The sequence below is a fragment of the Limnobacter alexandrii genome (genome assembly GCF_005871185.1).
Lineage (GTDB): Bacteria > Pseudomonadota > Gammaproteobacteria > Burkholderiales > Burkholderiaceae_B > Limnobacter > Limnobacter alexandrii.
On sequence record NZ_SWKN01000007.1, the window covers coordinates 96,682 to 115,414 of the forward strand.

Here is an 18,733-nt window from a genome sequence, read left to right on the forward strand (position 1 = left end):
TGAGTTTTACTGAATTGCAAGATTGGACTAACCCCATTGCGGGTGGGCACCACATTTGATCCCAAGAATCAAGATCAAAGCGGTTTTTAGAGTGCTCAATCTACTTCAATACCTGAAAGTAACATTTTTGAGCTTTGGTGATACACTGAAATGACTACATAAAAGTCACTACTTCGAGCGAATACCCCTCGCAAGTTCACTGACCACAATACCGGAGACAACAACAATGCATTCTTCTGCCCGAAGAACAGGTTCCCTTTTTCCATTGACACGTGTGACCACTGCCATCCTTTTGGGCTTGGCATACTGTGCATCTGCTCAGGCAGGCGGTACTGCATTTGACGCCACCAGTATTAGTGCCATGGGAAATGCATCTGCAGGGCAAGCGGCAGAGGCAGGTGATGCGTCCGTTCTGTTCGCCAACCCGGCCGCACTAACCCGGTTTAAACGAGCAGAACTGACTCAAGGTGCAGCGGTTATTACCATTGGCACCGATTACACATCGACCCAAAACAACGACGGCGCGGATTCAGGTGCACCGCAGGGTCAAAATGGCCAGGTGTTCAGTCGCAAAGACGGCTATGACGCCGGCGCACTTGCGCCTAATTTGTTTATTGCAATTCCAATCAATGAAAAACTGGTGATGGGCTTTGGCGCGTCAGCCTCACATGGTCTGGTAATTCACTACGACGAAAATTTCCCGGGGCGCAATCAAGGCCGCGACATTGATTTCAAGGTAACCCGCTTGAACCTGGGTTTTGGCTACAAATTAAGCCCCACATTGTCTTGGGGTTTGAACGGATCGTATGAACGTTACTTTCAGTCGATCAAATTGAAGCTGAATTACCGCGAGGCGGTTGAAGCCTTGGCACCTGGCTCCGCTGCACTGATTGAAGGACCTGCAGGCGCATTGATTGGCGCACCACCCATTCCCGGTGAGAGCAATGCGGGCCTGCGCATGTTTGGCTGGGCATTCAATGCGCAATTGGGTGGTTTGTGGGAGCCCACTGAAAACACGCGTGTGGGCATTTCTTATCGACCAAAAACTGAATTCACGGGCAACCGTGGCAAGTTCAAGCTTGATGACTCGCCAGAGCAAGCCGCATTTCGCGCATTCTTGAACAGCGATGGTCTGATCAACAATCTTGCATTTGGCGCACTGGGTGTGAACGGTCCCCAGGCGGCAGGTGACTTGGCCCCCGAACAAATCATCAAACAGGAAATTACCTTGCCCGATGAATTGCGGCTATCCGTGTTTCACCATGCCACACCCAAACTCGATTTGATGGCCACCTACACACGTCAGGATTTCTCGGTGACCACATTGAATTTTGTGCGTGAAAGCAATGGCAGAACGCTTGAAAATATTCCGCAAAACTTTGTTGCAGCGGAATCGTACCGAGTTGGTTTGAATTACAAACTGTACAAAAGGCTGACCCTGCGAGCGGGCTATGCGATTGAAAACAGCGTGATTGATGATGAGACGCGAATTACGATTTTGCCAGACAGTGATCGACAATATTTTGCGTTTGGTGGTCAGTTTGATTTAAGCCGTGACACCAGCATTCACTTCGCCTACCAAAAGCTGGACACAGACCCTGCCCCAGTTGGCAACAACACAGGGATTACGCCAGCTGAAGTGCGCGGTGGTGACTTTCAGGGCAATGTACAGCTGGACACCCACTTTTTTGGCATTGGCATTACCGAGCGGTTTTAATCAGGACTGCACACCAAGCGCGCGGAATAAACCAGCAATCAAGGTTGCATAATTGGTTTGTTCCGTGGCCAATGCCTGTTCGGCGTTTGCATAAACGCGCTGCGCATCCACCACATCCAGAAAGCTCACCAAGCCCAGCTGATACAACGCATCCGCTTGCTCAAAGCTCCGTTTACTCGAGACCACTGCTTTGCCAAGCGCTGTTTGCCGCAAAGTTGAGGAATCAATTGCAGTCAGTGAATTCTCCACTTCCTGCGTAACCACCCTCAGCACCTGTTCATATTCAGCCAATGCACCCTCTGCACGGGCCATTGCAGCATTCAAGCGTGCATCCCGGGCGCCACCATCGTAAACAACCTGGTTTAGCAAGGCAGCAAGGGAACCAATCAAAAGGCTGGTAGCCGGGTTTGAATTGATTGCAGTGCTGCCAATTTGTATATTGGCCATCAATTCAATACTGGGGTAAAAATCAGCTTGCGCCACGCCCACCTCGGCGGCTGCCTGGGCAAACCGGGCCTGTGCCAACTGGATATCCGGACGAGCTTGAATGACCTGAAAGGGTACGCTGACCGGAATGCCCAAACCGTATTCTGGCAAATCGCCATCGGGCCTGAGCAATTGCTCGTAGGCCCCCGGAAACTGACCACTCAGGGTCGCCAAACGGTGGCGAGAATCCTGCAAGGCTTGCTGCAAAGGCGCAATACTCGCCCGTAGATTTTCGACCGATGTTTCTGCCCTTCGAACATCGAGCTCGGGCGACAAGCCGCTTTCAAAACGCGCTTGAACAATTGCCAGTGTTTTTTCCTGCAACTCAACCGACTCCCGAAGCATGGCCAGCTGTTTTTGATTGCCACGCAATCTCAAATACTCTTGGGCAACTGCTGTGCTGGTTTCGATAATTTGTGCGCGCAAACCAGCCTGCTCCGCCATCAAATTGGCTGCAGCAGCACGCACTTCCTGCTCAACCCGACCCGCCAAATCAATTGGCAAGGTAAAGCCCAAACCCAACAACGCACTGCGCTCATCGCGGGCGTTGTTGCCGCTTGAACCGCCGGCGGTGTTGTTCGAGCTGTTGTTGTTTCGATCTGATTTTTGGCCGCTGACTTCGGCATCCAGCTCAAGTAGCAAGGAATCGCCAGCCTCACTCAATTCAAGCAGCGCGCGGGCCTCCTTTACACGGGCAGCAGCCGCGGCAATCTGAAAGTTGTTTTGTATGCTTTTGCCCACCAGTTCATTCAATATCGGATCGTTAAATCCTTCCCACCAACGGACACCGGCTACCCCGGCCGCCTTTACACTGCTCAGGTTTTGCAAAATGTCCTGCGCCACGAACTTCTCAGGCGGTTTCGTTTCTGACTGGGGCAAATCGGGCGCGGTTACAGCGCATGCCGACAACAAGGTCAGCGGCAACAACAGGCGAAATATCCAGGCGTGGCGTTTCATACATCCACCTCGCCTTTTTTCAAGCTGATTTCGTACGCTTCAATTTCCTTGTCCAGCAATTCTGCAGCGTGTGCCCTTGGTTTCATGAAAGGGGCGATAAAACTGTAGCCCATGGGTGCAAGGTACAAGGTGAACAAGGTGGACAGTCCCAAGCCGCCCAACACCACCCAGGCGATTGCCTCTCGCGCCTCGGCACCTGGACCTGAGGTCAACACCAAAGGCAGCACACCCAATAAAGTCGACAGCACGGTCATTGCAATCGGGCGAAGCCGCATGCGTGCGCCCTCTCGAATGGCCGATTCAATGCTGTGTCCCTCATCGCGAAGCTGGTCCATCAATTCAACCAGCAAAATCGCATTTTTGGTCATCAAACCAATCAGCAACACCAAACCGATTTGACTGAACAAATTCAAAGACTGATTGGTAATCAACAAAGCAAACACAGCAGCCGCAAGCCCAAATGGCACTGTAAACATCACCACCAAAGCACTGCCCACACTTTCAAACTGCGCAGACAAAACGAGAAAAACCACAATCAATGCCACTGCAAAAGTAATCAGCATTTCATTGGAGGTTTCTTCAAGGGTGGCTGCCTCGCCGAGAAAAATAAGGGTTGAGCTTGAAGGCAATGTGGAATCTGCGACCGCGCGTATTTGTTGCATGGTGGTGCCCAGGTCGGTGCCCGGTGGAATGCCAATATTCAACTCCACTGCCCTGCGTTGCGCATGGCGATCAAGTTCGGCGGCAACACCGCGTTCTTGCACCGTGATCATCGAGGCCAGTGGCACCAGTTGACCGGTTTCGCTGCTGGTATAGATGTTTAGCAAATCAAAGGGTGAATTCAGGCTGCCATTGCTGGAGCCCAGCATAACCGGCACAGCTTGGTCGCCCACACTCAAATCAAGCAACTGGTATTCATCGGCCATGATTTGCAAAGTTTGAGTAACCCTGCTGACCGGTACCTGCAAATCACTGGCTTTCTCACGATCAATTTCAAAACCAAGTTCAGGTTGAGAAGTGTCGTATTGAACGCGCACATCCTGCACAGCGTCAATCTGTTTGATCAGGGCATCAGCCAACAAATCAGCATTGTTGGCCAGCACATCATAATCATCGCCCAACAAGGCAATTTGCAAACCCCCGCCCCCACCTCGAATATTCAAGCTGCTTTCGTTCTGAAAACGAACTTGCGAACCAGGAATACTCGAGAGCTCATTACTTAGTTTCGCGGCCAATTCTTGTTGGGTGGTGTCGCGTTCGCTCCAGTCGGCCAAATTGGCTTGAATTGCTACACGGTTTTTATCATATCGGCCAACGATCGTGAACATGTCTGTGATGAGTCCCTGTTCCTGATAAGGCCTCATGATGTTCTCGGCAATTTGTCCTTGCCTTCCGCTGTATTCAAGCGATGCGCCGTCTGGCCCGGTGAAATCAACCACCAATCTACCCCTGTCCTCTGGAGGTACAAGCTCTTGATTCAACAAAGTGAACGTGAGTCCACCCGCAAGCGCCACGCCGAGAAACACCAGCAAAAAAATCAGTCTGTGATGTAGAAAACCATCCAGGGTTCGGAAATATGCATTTGCAATCCGCTCTCCAAACACCTGTAGAACACCGAGAAACCTGGTTTTTTTGCCTGTGGTGGATGGGTCGTCTTTCAATAGTTTTGCAGCCAGCATTGGGCACAAACTTAGAGCGACGAAGGTACTGATGATGACAGCCATCGACAACACCATGCCGAACTCTCGGAACAGGCGACCTGTTTCACCAGGCAAGAAAGCGATTGGCAAAAATACCGCCACCAAAGACGCAGTGGTTGCAATAATTGCGAAGAAAACCTGTCGCGTGCCCAGCACCGAGGCCACCGTAATGCTTTCCCCCAGTTTTTTTCGACGCTGAATGTTTTCAAGCACCACAATGGCATCGTCAACGATCAAGCCTGTGGCCAACACCAAAGCAAGCAAGGTCAGCATATTGACCGAAAAGCCGACAATCCAAATGGCTGCCAAAGTACCTACCAGTGACACAGGCATAGTCACTGCGGGAATCAGCACCGCTTTCCATTGGCCAAGAAACAAGGCGATAACGATCAAAACCACCATCACGGCAAACATCAAAGACATCAACACCTCTTGCAAGGCACCTTTGATAAATACCGAGTCGTCGGAAATCATGATGACCTGCAAGTCTTTGGACTGTACGTTAATTTCCGCCATGCGCTTTTTCACATTGTCCGCAATGGCAATGGTGTTGCCGCCAGCTTGCCGCAACACACCCATGCCAACAACCGCACGGCCATTGAGAAGAGAATATGATTCAGCCGACATGGGGCCGTAGTACACCTCGGCCACATCACGAACCCGTATGCCGTTTTTGATCAGTATGGAATTGATTGCTTCTGTGTCAATTGTGGAGGCATTTGCACGCACCAACAATTCCTGCTTGCCTGATAAATAACTGCCTGCCGGCACATCCAGGTTCATGGTTTCAAGGCTGGCCAGCACATCGGTTGCCACCATGCTATAACGGGCCAGCTTTGCAGGGTCAAGAAGCACGCGCAGCACGCGGGGTTGGCTGCCATTCAGCGGAACATCGGCCACGCCGTCGATTGACACAAAGGCAGGCACCAGATCGCGTTCCACGCGCTCGGCAAGATCCTGCATGGCCAGCGTGTTGCTATACACCGCAAGCTGAACCACAGGCCGCGCATCGTCATCGGCTTTAATCACGAGAAGCTGATCAAGGTTCTCAGGCAACTGATTGGTAATTCGACTCACCGCTTCCCGCACATCGTTGGCAGCCACGTTCACATCGATGTCAGGTGAAAACTCCATGCGCACGCGCATATTGTTTTCTTCGCTTGAACTTTGGATGCGCAACACACCAGAAACCCTGGCCACCGCGCCCTCCACTTTGGAGGTTACTTCGGCATCCATCGTAGTGGGCGAAGCCCCTTGGTAAACCGCACGAACAAGGACAACAGGCCTGTCGATGTCGGGTAGCTCACGCACCTCAACACCAAAAATACTCACCAAACCGGCAAGCATGATCAACAAATTAAGTACAACAATCAACACGGGTCTTTTCAAACCCAGCGCTGTTAATCCGTCTGTTGCGCGACTCATTGAAGCGGGTCCTCAACCTGTTCAACGGTTACGCCTTCGGAAAGCCGCAAGCCGCCTTCGACCACCACAATTTCGCCTTCCTTGATATTGCCTTCGAGAAACACCCGCCCTTGGCGGCGATCGGCCACACGCACATTTTCGCGGTCGGCCTTGCCATCGCGGACCATCCAGACATAGGAGCCTTCCCGATCCCACTGAAGCGCGATTTCAGGCACCGAGGCCAGCATTTGTCCCTTGACGGCCATTTGTATGGCAAACGACATGCCGGGGCGCAGCACATCATCCGGATTGCTGATGTTGGCCCGCACCCTCAGAGATCGTTTTTCTACATTTAAACGACTGTCCAAAGCCACAACGCGTGCCTTGAATTGTTGCCCGGGCACGGAGGGGGTCGTCGCCACGACCTCGATCTGTGTCATGTCACTGGCACTTAATTGGGCCACCAGTGCTTCCGGCACTTCAAAGTCGACGTAAATCACTTCGCGAGAATCGACGCCGGTAATTAAAACACCAGGCCCAATTCGCTGACCGGGATCAATGTCTGTAATGCCGACAACGCCAGCAAATGGCGCCCGAATTTGATGGTTGGAAATGGCCAGTTTGGCCTGATCAACAGCCACTTGCGCAGCCTCGTAATCGGCTTGAGCTGAATCGACTTGAGTTTGAGGTACTGCCCCCTTGCCAACTGCTTGCTTGTATCGATCCAGCAGGCTTTTGGTATTCCTTAGCTGTACTTCAGCAAGTCGAAGTGCCAATTGCTCTTCTCGATCATCTTGTTGGACCAGCAAATCGCCCTTTCTGACTTTCTGCTGCGGCTTGAAAAGCACTTGGGTCACCTTCTCATCCACCACGGCAAACACCTCGGCAGACTTGTCGGCCCAGCCGGTTGCGATCGCACCAAACGAACTGCCTGTTGATTCAAGTTTTACAGTTTCAACCAGCACCTTGGGCGCAGCCCCCTTGCTGCCCTGTTTTGGAGTGGTTTGGGATTGATCGCCAAGCAAAGTTTGGGACACCGAATAGGCCGCTCCCAATACAAGTACGACAACAAGAAAGTAAACCAGACGTTTGATCAAGCCGAAGGCTCCACTGCAGATGCGACGAGAAAGGTTATCACGTATGAAAGTACCTACAACCTGACCAAGATGCAGCAAATAAGTTCGGATATCCCCTAGTGGTTGGGGTAAACGATAGGAACCATGAGGGCTTTGATAGAGACTTTAATCGTCAATATCTTCGTCGTCGTCACTGACGGCATCAATACCTGCTTCAACGACAGCACCGGTGACCTTAATGCCAGTAGAAACCACAGCACCTGTGATTGAGATGGCTGCGCCTGCCGTGGCACTCGCCACCGCGCAACCTTGAATAACTGGCAGGGTAATCACGGCCAGCGAGAAGAAAACCGCTTTGTTCGGGAATGGGTTCATTGTCACCTCGCAGCCGTAAATAAAAAACGCTTCTGACCCGGTGGGTGAGAAGCGTTTCATGCCAAATTTGGCATCCCCAAGGGGATTCGAACCCCTGTTACCGCCGTGAAAGGGCGGTGTCCTAGGCCTCTAGACGATGGGGACCTAAAACCGTGTGCTTTGGTGGAGGTAAGCGGGATCGAACCGCTGACCTCTTGCATGCCATGCAAGCGCTCTCCCAGCTGAGCTATACCCCCGAAGCGAAGACCGAGATTATTAATTATTTCATTTAACTTGTCAACAAGCTGCTGACACTTTTTAAACAAAACTTTTAAATCTTTTTGCCTTCTGCCTGCATTGCCTCAGCAATTCGAGCAGCCCGAATTATACACATATTTGTCGGGTACACTGCAAGTGATTTTTTTAAAAAAACAGAAGCAAACAACAAATGAAATACTGCAGCGCATGTGGCACCCTGCTTGAACTCCGAATTCCTGCTGGCGACAACCGGGAACGGGCTTGTTGCCCAGGGTGTGGGGCCATTCACTACGTGAACCCAAAAATTGTAGTCGGCACCATTCCTACCTACGAAGGCAAGGTTTTGCTTTGCAAACGGGCCATTGAACCCCGCCATGGTTTTTGGACACTGCCTGCTGGATTCATGGAACTGAACGAGACTACCCACCAGGGCGCTGCCCGCGAAACCTGGGAAGAAGCTGGCGCCCAAATTAAACTGGGGCCTTTGTTCACCATGTTCGATGTGATTCGCGCCGATCAGGTTCACATCTTTTTTCGCGCCGAGATGCCCACCCCCACCTTCAGTGCGGGCGAGGAAAGCCTCGATGTGAAACTGTTTTCCGAAGAAGAAATTCCATGGGACGAGCTGGCATTTAAAACCGTCTCGAAAACGCTGACCCTGTTTTTTGCAGACCGGAAAGCCGGGCGCTACACCTTGCACACTGGCGATGTATTCGACCACACTGACTGGGCTGACTCGCAATTCAAGGCCGGATGACAAAGACCACCATACCCTGGCTGGACTCCCCGGGCGAATTTCCAAACACGGCGCACGCGCTTGAATACCCGCCCGGCTTGCTTGCCGCCAGCCTGGAAATCAATGCGGACTGGCTTGAAGCAAGTTACGCGCGCGGAATTTTCCCTTGGTATTCTCAAGGGGAACCTGTGCTTTGGTGGAGTACCTCCCCCCGAGCTGTGTTGTACACCGCAGAATTCAAGCTACACCGCTCTTTGGCCAAAGCAATCCGCAAGATGAATGGCACCCCGGGAAGCGCCATTCGCCTGAACACAGCCTTTGAAGACGTCATGCGGGCCTGTGCCGCACCTCGGCCCGGGCAAGATGGAACCTGGATTACCGAGGAGGTAATAGGCGCTTACACAGCCCTTCACAAACGGGGTTTGGCTCACTCCGTCGAGCACTGGCAGAGCGGCCAATTAATTGGCGGCTTGTACTGTGTTGCTTTGGGTAAAATGGTGTACGGTGAAAGCATGTTTGCCACGCAAACCGATGCATCCAAAGTGGCCTTCGCTCATTTTGTGTATTGGCTAAAGTCACAGAATGTGCACATAATTGATTGCCAGCAGGCCACCGGACACTTGATGTCCATGGGTGCCCGCACGGTAAGCAGAAAGGTGTTTGAGACTGAGATGGCGAATTCCATCGTTCAGCCAGCCTTGAATTGGGAACCTCGCGAACTTAAATGGACGTATGACCAGACCTAAGGAACTGCCCTTCTCTACATTGCAGTTTTATTCGACTGCGCCTTATCCCTGTAGTTACCTGGACAATCGCCTGGCCAGGTCACAGGTGGCCACGCCAAGCCATTTGATCAATGCGGATGTATACAGCGAGTTGGTACGCATGGGCTTTCGCCGTAGCGGCCTGTTCACCTACAAACCCCATTGCGACGGCTGCAATTCATGCAAACCCCTGCGCCTGAAAGTGTCTCAATTCAAGACCAATCGCAGCCAACGGCGCACCGTGAAGGCTTTTTCAAACCTGAAACCCAGCGTCCAGCGCCTGCATTTCAATTCTGAACACTATGCGCTGTACCTGAAATACCAATCTGCAAGGCACCATGGTGGCGGCATGGATGAAGACAGCCGTGAGCAGTATTCTCAATTTTTGCTGCAAACAAGGGTGAATTCGCGTTTGGTGGAGTTTCGAAACCCCGAAGGCAAACTGGTGATGGTGTCTATCATCGACATTCTCACTGATGGCCTGTCGTCTGTTTACACTTTCTTCGATCCAGAAGAGCAAAGTGGGCTGGGGGTTTACGGGGTGCTTTGGCAAATTGAACAATGCCGGGACTTGGAGCTTCCCTACCTGTATTTGGGCTACTGGATCAAGGAAAGCGAGAAAATGGCGTACAAAGCCCGCTTTTCCTCAGCCGAAGTTCTTCAGGACAATGCATGGCAGCCCTTGGCTGAGCCGAAGCACAAATAGAAGCTCGGTTTCCCCGTTACAATGCGGGCTGTTACGTTCATATCACTGGTGTTTAAGAACTGCCATGTTGCTGCCCTATTCGCTTGTTCGCCCTGCCCTGTTTTCTCTCGATCCTGAGAAAGCACACCACGTCACTTTCAGCAATTTGCAAATGCTGCGCAAATTGGGTTTGCTCAAACTTTTTTCGCCCAAAGCGGTGGCTGACCCGGTGAAAGTGATGGGTATCGACTTCCCAAACCGCGTGGGTTTGGCAGCCGGACTGGACAAGGACGCAGCCTACATCAGCGAACTGGGATTGATGGGCTTTGGCTTTTTGGAAGTGGGCACAGTAACGCCGAAGCCACAACCGGGCAACCCGCAGCCCCGCCTTTTTCGACTGCCCAAAGCCAATGCATTGATTAACCGAATGGGCTTTAACAATGAAGGCGTGGATACACTGATACGCAATGTGAAAGCCAGCAATTATCCAGGCGTGCTGGGCATCAATATAGGAAAAAATGCGGTCACACCAGTTGAAAATGCAGCAGACGATTACTTGGCTGCACTGGAAGCGGTGTACCCCTATGCCACATACATCACGGTGAATATTTCCTCACCAAACACGAAAAACCTGCGCGACCTGCAAGGCGGCGACAGCCTAGATATTTTGCTGAGCTCGTTGAAGGAAAAACAAAAAGCACTGGCTGATGAGCATGGCCTTTACAAACCCATGGCCTTGAAAATTGCCCCCGATCTGGATGACGAGCAAATTGACGCCATAGCCAAGCGGCTTACCCATTTCGGCTTTGACGGCGTTATTGCAACCAACACGACAATCGACAAAACCAGCGTGGCGAGCCTGCCGCACGGCGAGGAACAAGGTGGCTTGAGTGGCGAGCCGGTGCTGGAAAAATCCACACACGTGATCAAACGCTTGTACGCCGAACTGGGCGATGACATTCCAATTATCGGAGTTGGTGGAATTTCAAGTGGCGAGCATGCCGTGGAAAAAATTCGTGCTGGTGCAAAGCTGGTGCAAATTTACACCGGTCTTATTTACAAAGGCCCCGAATTGGTGACTGAATGCGCAGCCACCATACGCTTGAACTGTAAACCGCATCTGCTGAAAAAATAATATTTATTTCTTCTTGCGCTGCTGATACAGATTCGAGAAGGTTTCTCCAGTGGGCACTGGAAAATCACGTTGATCGGTCCAGCCACTGGCGCCGGGCAAGCTGTGAATTCCACCTTTGCGTTTGCCCCACCAGGCCATGGCTTTGATGCCAATGCGTGACAGTATTCTGTACAAGGCTGGGCGTTGCGCCACAAAAGCCCACACCTTGAATGCTGCTTTTTCTTGCCAGGGACGAAGTCCTCGAGAGAATTGCTGTTCACGCAATTTGCGCAGCAAATCGGGGAGTGGAATTTTTACCGGACAAACCACATGACACTCACCACACAAGGTGGCCGCCTGTGGCAAATCAAGGGCTTTTTCAATGCCTGTATAACTGGGCGTAAGAACCGATCCCATAGGGCCCGGATAAACCCAACCGTAGGCATGACCACCAATTTTTTGGTACACAGGGCAATGGTTCATGCATGCACCGCATTTGATACAGCGCAGCATCTCTTCGAACTCCCCGCCCAGCAAACCAGTGCGGCCACCATCCAGAATCACGAAATACATGTGCTCGGGACCATCCAGATCGCCTTCCCGCTTCGGGCCAGTCAACAGCGACACGTAATTGGAAATACTTTGTCCCGTTGCCGAGCGCGGCAGAAGGCGAATCAAAGTGGCAAAGTCTTCAAGGGTTGGCACCACCTTCTCAACGCCTGTAATGGCCACATGGACGCGCGGGTTGATGGTACACATGCCCTCATTGCCTTCATTGGTGACCAAGGCCACAGAGCCTGTTTCCGCAATAATGAAGTTGCCACCTGTGACACCCATGTCGGCGGCCAAAAACTGGGGACGCAAAATTTCACGTGCCTCACGGGTCATCTCTGCAATGTCGGTTTTGCGGGGCAAGTGGTGATGTTTTTCAAACAGGTCAGCCACCTGTTCTTTGTCTTTGTGCACCACAGGCGCGATGATGTGGCTAGGTCGCTCGTTGTCATTGATCTGAAGAATGTATTCACCCAGGTCGGTCTCTCGCACCTTCACATCGACTGCCTCAAGCGCCTTGTTCAGCGCCATTTCCTCAGTCACCATCGACTTTGATTTGATCACTGATTTCACGCCGTGCTTCTGGGCAATTTTCACCACCAGTTGCGCTGCCTCTTGCGGCGTGCGTGCAAACAAAACCTTTGCGCCGGTCTCGGCTGCTTTTTGCTCAAACAACTCAAGCCACACATCCAGACTCTTGATGCTTCGGTTGCGAATTTCTACGGCCGCAGAACGCGTTCCTTCAAAGTCTTCCAACTCCAGAATACTGGTGGCCCTTGCATTCACAAACTTTGAAGACAAACGTTTCAGGTTTTCCTGCAAACGCGGGTCGTTCAGCTTCTCGCTGGCCTTGCGCTCGAAAAACATGCTTTGTACTTGCATGGTGTTACTGCCCCACTTTAAATTTGACCGGGCTTGCGGCCCGTGAGCAATTCGGCCACATGCAACACCTGTGTGTTATCTCCCATGCGGCGCAAACGACCCTCAATATTCAACATACAACCCAAGTCGCCAAGCACCACGGCCTGTGCGCCAGTGGCTTGCACCTGCTCACATTTGTCGGTGCAAATTGCGCTGGACACCTCTCCATACTTCAAGGCAAAAGTGCCGCCAAAACCGCAGCACTGCCGGCTGTCTTTCATTTCAACAATTTCAACACCCCCCATTTTTCCAATCAGGGTACGGGGTTGCTTTTGCACACCCAACTCGCGAAGCCCACTGCAAGAGTCGTGGTAGGTGATCTGTTTTAGTTCGCTGACGTCAAGTTTGACCTTGTCTACGCCCAACACGTTCACCAGAAAATCGGTGAGTTCATAGGTGCGCGCAGCCAATCTTGCGGCACGCATTTTCAAGTCGGGGTCGTTCTTGAACACTTCCGTGTAGTGGGTTTTTGTCATGCCTGCGCAAGAACCCGATGGGGCCACTACGTAATCAAACTGCTCGAATTCGGTCAACCATTTTTGAGCCAGCTTGTGGGTACTGTCCAGGTCGCCCGAATTCCAGGCCGGCTGACCACAACAGGTCTGGGCTTGAGGCACAACCACCTCGCAACCCGCTGACTCCAGCAACTCAATGGTTGAAAAACCGATGGAGGGCCGCATGGAATCCACAAGGCAGGTAACAAACAAACCGACGCGCAAGACATTTCCCCAAAAGTGTCAGAAAACCCGTCAAGTGTATGCAGCACGCCGCTTTCCGGCCAGTAGTGATAACCATAACGAGTGACGTATTTCACAATATGGTTTAAACTTCTCACTGCATGAAAAGGAACTACCCCGTATGAGCGAAGAGTCAATTGGACGCACCAGTATTCAGGTGATTGAGCGAATGATGCAGTTGTTGGATGCCCTGGCTGAACACCAAGATCCCGTAGCATTGAAAGACTTGGCCCGCGACACCAAGCTGCACCCTTCCACGGCGCACCGAATTTTGAATGACCTGGTGGCTTGCAGGCTGGTTGACCGTACCGACCCCGGCTTATACCGCCTGGGTATGCGACTGCTCGAGCTTGGTAACCTGGTAAAAGCGCGATTGAACGTGCGTGATGCAGCGCTTGAACTAATGCGCAAACTGCACCGCCTGACTGGCCAAACAGTCAACCTTTCCGTTCGCCAGGGTGATGAAATTGTGTATGTGGACCGCGCTTACAGTGAGCGCTCCGGCATGCAGGTGGTGCGTGCCATCGGTGGCCGTGCCCCCTTGCACCTTACTTCGACCGGCAAGCTTTTTCTTGCCAATGAATCACCAGAAAACCTGAAGTTGTACGCGGACAGAACCACTTTGCGCGGCACCACTTTGAACAGCTTGACTACACTTGAAAAGCTGGAGAAAGAACTGCTGCTGGTAAGAACAGAAGGGTTCGCGCGCGACAACGAAGAACTTGAGATGGGTGTTCGTTGCATGGCCGCGGGCATTTACGACGATTCGTCGAAACTGATTGCAGGTTTGTCTATTTCTGCACCAGCAGACCGAATTCAGGAAGACTGGCTTCAAGAGCTGATGCACACCGCACAGCGAATCAGTGCATCACTGGGATGGCAAGGGCGGGTAACCCCACCCAGCGGTCGATTCAGGCTGTAATCTTATTTGGTAGCGTAAGCAGCAGTACTGGGTGCCACGGCCATGACGTATTCACGAATACGTTCAGCATCGGCAAACCGGGCCTGGGAGCCCAGGGCATCGAGTAATACGATCACGAGGTTGCGATCGCCTACCCTCGCCTTCATCACCAGGCAACGCCCTGCTTCATTGATAAAACCAGTTTTCTGAACCTGAATATCCCACTCTTTGTTTTTGATCAGGCGGTTGGTATTCCTGAAATTCAACTGACCTTTGCTGGACTGAACTGAAAATTGAGGATCGGTTGAAAACTGGCGAATCAGGGGAAAGCGTTGGGCATGAAGTACCATGCGGGCCAAATCATTCGCGCTCGACTTGTTTTCGACTGACAAACCTGTGGTTTCAGCAAAGTTGGTATTGAACATTCTCAGCGAAGCCGCACGGCGGTTCATCTGTGCCACGCACGCAGCAAGGCCCCCGGGGTAGCTGCGACCAAGTGCAGAGGCCGCACGGTTTTCAGAGGCCATCAGTGCCAGATGAATGAGCTCGCGGCGAGTAAACTCGCTGCCGGGCTTCAGGCGCGAGCGGGTATTTTTGTAGTAATCGATGTCGTCGGTGGTGATGGTAATTACTTCATCAAGATCAAGCCCTGCCTCAAGCGTGACCACTACCGTCATGATCTTGGTAATCGATGCAATGGGAAGCACAGCCGAGGGATTCTTGGCGTAAAGCACCTCGAGTGAATCGGCATCGGCGACCAAAGCCACTGAACTGTTCAAGGAAAGCGGATCGTGTGCCTGTTTCAGGTGTGCCCGCTCAGTTTGACCAGGCGCTGCTTGAACCACGGGGCTGAACACCATGGAAAAAGCAAGAAGTGTTGAACCAAGTAATGCTTTGTAGATCATGGTGTTTTGTCTTTTATTATTCAAACGAATGTTTTGTTGAATTCTACGCACAATTGTATTGGGCGCCAAGGTACCAGATCGAGTGATAACAGGGTTTTAAGTCCTTTAATTCGAGCGATTTCTTAAATCTACCCGTTCAGCATAGTTTTGATCGGCTTTGATGGTGTTTGCCATAGCTGACCAAACGCTTGATCACCCCAAGTTGCAGATCGGTCAAATGTTCAAGGTCTGGAAAATACCCACCCGCCATGACCGCAGCCACCGGTAAATCGTATTGTTGAGCCCAAGACAAGACCATTTGGTCTCGCAGTACAATGCCTTCGTCGCTGAGGGCCAGCTTTCCCAATCGATCGGCTTGATGCACATCAAGCCCAGCGACGTACAACACCAGGTCGGGCTTGAAACATTGCTCAATCTGGATCAAGGACTTTTCAAGCTGCGTAAGATATTCCACATCCCCTGTTCCATCAGGCAATTCAATGTCCAGATCACTTTTCTCTTTTTGGAAGGGATAATTTTTCTCACCGTGCATTGAAAAAGTGAATACGCTGGAATCATTTTCCAGGATGGCCGCGGTACCGTCGCCCTGGTGCACATCCAGATCAATTACCAATGCTCTGTTTCCCTTATTGGCAGAAATCGACCTGAACGGGCTTGAATTCAACCGCGCGATCCCGTCCGTCTGATAAACGCGCGCAGCCACTGCCAAATCATTGAATACACAAAAGCCCCCGCCTTTGTCACGCTTGGCGTGATGGGTTCCTCCTGCCAGGTTGACTGAGGCACCGTGCTGCAGCGCACTTCGAACTGCCGCCACCGTGGCACCCACCGATCGTCTAGAGCGCTCAACCATCCGCTCGGACCAGGGAAAACCGATGTCTCGCTGTTCATCTCTGGAAAGACTGCCAGTTTCAACACGTTTGATGTAATGCGGGCAATGGACCAGAGCCAACTGCCCAGGGCTTGCAGACTCCGGCACCGAAAGCTTTATAAAACAGTCGCTTGTATTTACTTTGTTACGGAGAATTCGATACTTTTCCATGGGAAAGCGGTGCCCGGGAGGCAAAGGAAGTACAAATTCATCGGTGTAAAACGCTTCAATCATGATTAATACAACAGAACGAAGTCAATTTATTGCGTTGCAACATTTTTGTTGACATGCAGATTTTTTTTGGTAGAATTCATTTTGTGCACCGCATCAAACGGTGTCGAAAACAACCCAAGTGGTACGAAACCTGACGGAGCAAACTATGATGATGACCCCCGAACAATTCCTTGATGTGCAAAAAGCCAACCTTGAAAAGATCCTGGGCCTTAGCCAGCAATCGTTCAGCAACGTTGAAAAGGTAGTTGAGCTGAATCTTAACGCCGTTAAAGCTTACATGGAAGATAGCGTTGAAGCCGTGAAAGCCTTGTCTTCAGCTAAAGACATTCAAGAATTTGTAGCGGTATCAACATCAGTGACTCAACCTTTGTCTGAAAAGGCTGTGTCTTACAGCAAAGACCTGTACTCCCTGTCTTCTGGCATCGCTTCTGAAGCGGCCAAGCTGGTTGAAGAGCAAGTGTCTGAGAACAACAAGAAATTCGTTGAGCTGTTTGAATCAGCCAGCAAGAATGCGCCTGCCGGTTCAGAAAGTGCAGTTGCACTGATGAAATCAGCAATTACCGCAGCAAACACCGCTTACGACAGCGTAAGCAAGGCCACAAAACAAGCTGTTGAAATGGCAGAAGCCAACGTAGAAGCCGCAACCAAGGCAACTATCAAGGCCACCAACACAGCCACGACCAAGGCCCGCAAAGCAGCTTAATTCTGTTTTGTTTGTAAAGATGTCTCCTCGTTCCTCCTGGAACGAATTCTCAAAGCCTGCCCTCTTTTGTGGCAGGCTTTTTTTTATTTGATTAACTCAAACTCACAACACATATTTTCCAGAATCTTCACCAGCTCGGTGAACGCAGTCGATACCACTTCCTTTTTTCCAAAATCGCCCCTGGCTTTTACACCCAGTTCAATGTGTCGCGCCAATTTGTTGTCGCCCACACTGGGCAGGCTGTATAGCTTGCACGCTGGGTAAGTGGCTTCAAGCTGCTCCATCACTGGTGTTATTCGTGCCTCTGGTGTGTTGAATAGCAACAGGGCTTTTTTGTATTCAAGCTCTTGGTGATGAAATTGTGGATAAAGCGTGTCCAGTACCCATTCGATCATGGGCCAAGCCATCACAGGAAAACCTGGAACGAAATGGTGTTGAGCCACTGTAAAACCGGCAATGCGATTGTAGGGGTTTGGAATCAGGCTTGCACCAGCCGGGAAATCAGCCATTCGCAGGCGAAACTCATCCAAGGGTTGCCCGCTTTCTTCGCAACGCTGGCGAATTAAATCCACCGCACCTGCGTGGCGAACTACGGGCACACCCAAAGCCTGGGCTGCCGCTTGTCTGGTGTGGTCATCGGGTGTTCCACCAATACCGCCGCAGCTAAGTACGATATGGTTGCTTGCGAAAGACCGTTTCAATGTGTCGGTTAAAAATTCACGGTCGTCGCCCACCATTTGAACCCAGGACAAGTGCAATCCTCGAGCGGTCAAACGTTCAATTACAGCTGGAATGTGTTTGTCTTGCCTTAAGCCCGACAAAATTTCGTCGCCCACCACAATGAGGCCAATTTTGGGTACTGCCATGTTTGTGCTCTTGCGTGTTTAGTTGGATTCAATCACCGGCATGTCGATCACTTTGTCGTCTCGAATTTGCGCCAGGGATGCCATGTAGTGTCGGGTGAAAGCCAATGCGGACATTACCGGCATGATCAACAAAATGGGAGGAATAAAACTCAAGAATGCGCACACCAAACCAATGAGCCAAGCCGATGTGCTGTCCCGCTTTTTGATTTCCTTGATTTCAAGCTTTGTCGCATGCCCAGCCAGGGAGTCAAAACGCATCACCGCCATCAACAAATAGGCGGTGAGCAAAATGGGCAATACAAAGGCCATGCCGGGGATCAACCACAAAGGCAGCGTGGCAATCCAGGCAACAAGAAAAATCACGACCGCCTTCAAAGTAACCCACAAGCTCATCACCATGCCGGAGTCGCCCTTCTTTTCAATTCCTTGAAATTCCTTTTCTGTGAGGTAGTTGACCACCGGCGGCGTGACGTACAAACCAGCCAGCAAGACCGCAGAAGTTGCAACAATGGGCCACAACAGGCCAAAGACGGCCAGTGGCACCAATATGAACTTCAGCCATCCCATGAAAGCTGCATCAGTGGCCAAGGCGTCAGCCGAGAAATCAAAACCCAGATAACCCAAGGCCCAAGTGGCCGCACCGACCAAAGGGTCGATCGACAGCCAAATAACCACCAACCAGAATACGGATGCGATGGCCACCGACACCAAAGTCAACATCAGCATTTTTGGACGAAACGAATCCACAAGCGCATTAAACAGAATGGACATTGCGTTGTTCATAGAGCTTCC

At 51.5% G+C, this 18,733-nt stretch carries 17 protein-coding genes and 2 tRNA genes; 7 read left to right on the forward strand and 12 right to left on the reverse strand.

The window, feature by feature from the left end; all coding sequences use genetic code 11:
• The first annotated feature begins 226 nt into the window (after window positions 1-226).
• Window positions 227-1,717 (forward strand): OmpP1/FadL family transporter, encoded by a 1,491-nt coding sequence (locus FCS97_RS07830; RefSeq protein ID WP_246066157.1) that lies wholly within the window; start codon window positions 227-229, stop codon window positions 1,715-1,717.
• On the opposite strand, the gene FCS97_RS07835 is transcribed toward FCS97_RS07830, so the two are convergent.
• The 6 genes from FCS97_RS07835 to FCS97_RS07860 all read right to left on the reverse strand — a co-directional run bounded on the left by FCS97_RS07835 (window position 1,718) and on the right by FCS97_RS07860 (window position 7,951).
• Window positions 1,718-3,160: an efflux transporter outer membrane subunit gene (locus FCS97_RS07835; RefSeq protein WP_138517903.1), complete on the reverse strand. Its 1,443-nt coding sequence runs from the start codon at window positions 3,158-3,160 to the stop codon at window positions 1,718-1,720.
• On the reverse strand, window positions 3,157-6,285 hold the full coding sequence (locus tag FCS97_RS07840; protein ID WP_138517904.1) for an efflux RND transporter permease subunit: 3,129 nt from the start codon (window positions 6,283-6,285) through the stop codon (window positions 3,157-3,159). Before FCS97_RS07840 ends, FCS97_RS07835 begins: the two co-directional genes overlap by 4 nt.
• The gene (locus FCS97_RS07845; protein ID WP_171035227.1) at window positions 6,282-7,361 is read right to left on the reverse strand and encodes an efflux RND transporter periplasmic adaptor subunit; all 1,080 of its coding nucleotides are present in this window, start codon (window positions 7,359-7,361) and stop codon (window positions 6,282-6,284) included. The genes FCS97_RS07840 and FCS97_RS07845 overlap by 4 nt, the downstream gene beginning before the upstream one ends.
• 144 nt (window positions 7,362-7,505) lie before the next feature.
• Window positions 7,506-7,775, reverse strand: a complete 270-nt coding sequence (locus FCS97_RS07850) for a hypothetical protein (protein WP_212746460.1) — start codon at window positions 7,773-7,775, stop codon at window positions 7,506-7,508.
• A gap of 8 nt (window positions 7,776-7,783) precedes the next feature.
• Window positions 7,784-7,859 (reverse strand) — tRNA-Glu (locus tag FCS97_RS07855).
• A 16-nt stretch (window positions 7,860-7,875) separates the two neighbouring features.
• Window positions 7,876-7,951 (reverse strand) — tRNA-Ala (locus FCS97_RS07860).
• 191 nt (window positions 7,952-8,142) lie between these two features.
• On the opposite strand from FCS97_RS07860, the gene FCS97_RS07865 reads away from it, so the two are divergent.
• The 4 genes from FCS97_RS07865 (at window position 8,143) to FCS97_RS07880 (ending at window position 11,272) form a co-directional block, all read left to right on the forward strand.
• A complete protein-coding gene (locus tag FCS97_RS07865) occupies window positions 8,143-8,709 on the forward strand; it encodes an NUDIX hydrolase (protein ID WP_138517906.1) in 567 nt (188 codons plus the stop codon).
• A complete protein-coding gene (aat, locus tag FCS97_RS07870) occupies window positions 8,706-9,434 on the forward strand; it encodes a leucyl/phenylalanyl-tRNA--protein transferase (RefSeq protein WP_138517907.1) in 729 nt (242 codons plus the stop codon). The genes FCS97_RS07865 and aat overlap by 4 nt, the downstream gene beginning before the upstream one ends.
• A complete protein-coding gene (locus tag FCS97_RS07875) occupies window positions 9,421-10,158 on the forward strand; it encodes an arginyltransferase (protein ID WP_138517908.1) in 738 nt (245 codons plus the stop codon). The genes aat and FCS97_RS07875 overlap by 14 nt, the downstream gene beginning before the upstream one ends.
• A gap of 64 nt (window positions 10,159-10,222) precedes the next feature.
• Complete coding sequence (locus FCS97_RS07880) at window positions 10,223-11,272, forward strand: quinone-dependent dihydroorotate dehydrogenase (RefSeq protein ID WP_138517909.1); 1,050 nt, start codon at window positions 10,223-10,225, stop codon at window positions 11,270-11,272.
• Between the two features lie 3 nt (window positions 11,273-11,275).
• On the opposite strand, the gene FCS97_RS07885 is transcribed toward FCS97_RS07880, so the two are convergent.
• Window positions 11,276-12,685, reverse strand: a complete 1,410-nt coding sequence (locus FCS97_RS07885; RefSeq protein ID WP_138517910.1) for a LutB/LldF family L-lactate oxidation iron-sulfur protein — start codon at window positions 12,683-12,685, stop codon at window positions 11,276-11,278.
• A 17-nt stretch (window positions 12,686-12,702) separates the two neighbouring features.
• Window positions 12,703-13,443, reverse strand: a complete 741-nt coding sequence (locus FCS97_RS07890; RefSeq protein ID WP_138517911.1) for a (Fe-S)-binding protein — start codon at window positions 13,441-13,443, stop codon at window positions 12,703-12,705.
• A gap of 139 nt (window positions 13,444-13,582) precedes the next feature.
• On the opposite strand from FCS97_RS07890, the gene FCS97_RS07895 reads away from it, so the two are divergent.
• On the forward strand, window positions 13,583-14,383 hold the full coding sequence (locus FCS97_RS07895; RefSeq protein WP_138517912.1) for an IclR family transcriptional regulator: 801 nt from the start codon (window positions 13,583-13,585) through the stop codon (window positions 14,381-14,383).
• A gap of 2 nt (window positions 14,384-14,385) precedes the next feature.
• Here FCS97_RS07895 and FCS97_RS07900 read toward each other — a convergent pair whose 3' ends face one another.
• Both FCS97_RS07900 and FCS97_RS07905 read right to left on the reverse strand, forming a co-directional pair.
• Complete coding sequence (locus FCS97_RS07900) at window positions 14,386-15,267, reverse strand: serine hydrolase (protein ID WP_246066160.1); 882 nt, start codon at window positions 15,265-15,267, stop codon at window positions 14,386-14,388.
• Window positions 15,268-15,403: 136 nt separating this feature from the next.
• Window positions 15,404-16,372, reverse strand: a complete 969-nt coding sequence (locus FCS97_RS07905; protein WP_138517913.1) for a histone deacetylase family protein — start codon at window positions 16,370-16,372, stop codon at window positions 15,404-15,406.
• A 148-nt stretch (window positions 16,373-16,520) separates the two neighbouring features.
• On the opposite strand from FCS97_RS07905, the gene FCS97_RS07910 reads away from it, so the two are divergent.
• Window positions 16,521-17,075 carry a phasin family protein gene (locus FCS97_RS07910; protein WP_138518222.1) on the forward strand — a complete coding sequence of 185 codons (555 nt, stop codon included), beginning with the start codon at window positions 16,521-16,523 and terminating at the stop codon, window positions 17,073-17,075.
• A gap of 83 nt (window positions 17,076-17,158) precedes the next feature.
• Here the strand turns inward: FCS97_RS07910 and FCS97_RS07915 are convergent, their stop codons facing one another.
• Together FCS97_RS07915 and FCS97_RS07920 are read right to left on the reverse strand one after the other, a co-directional pair.
• Window positions 17,159-17,941 carry a competence/damage-inducible protein A gene (locus tag FCS97_RS07915; protein WP_138517914.1) on the reverse strand — a complete coding sequence of 261 codons (783 nt, stop codon included), beginning with the start codon at window positions 17,939-17,941 and terminating at the stop codon, window positions 17,159-17,161.
• Between the two features lie 18 nt (window positions 17,942-17,959).
• Complete coding sequence (locus tag FCS97_RS07920) at window positions 17,960-18,724, reverse strand: EI24 domain-containing protein (RefSeq protein WP_138517915.1); 765 nt, start codon at window positions 18,722-18,724, stop codon at window positions 17,960-17,962.
• Window positions 18,725-18,733 lie beyond the last annotated feature (9 nt).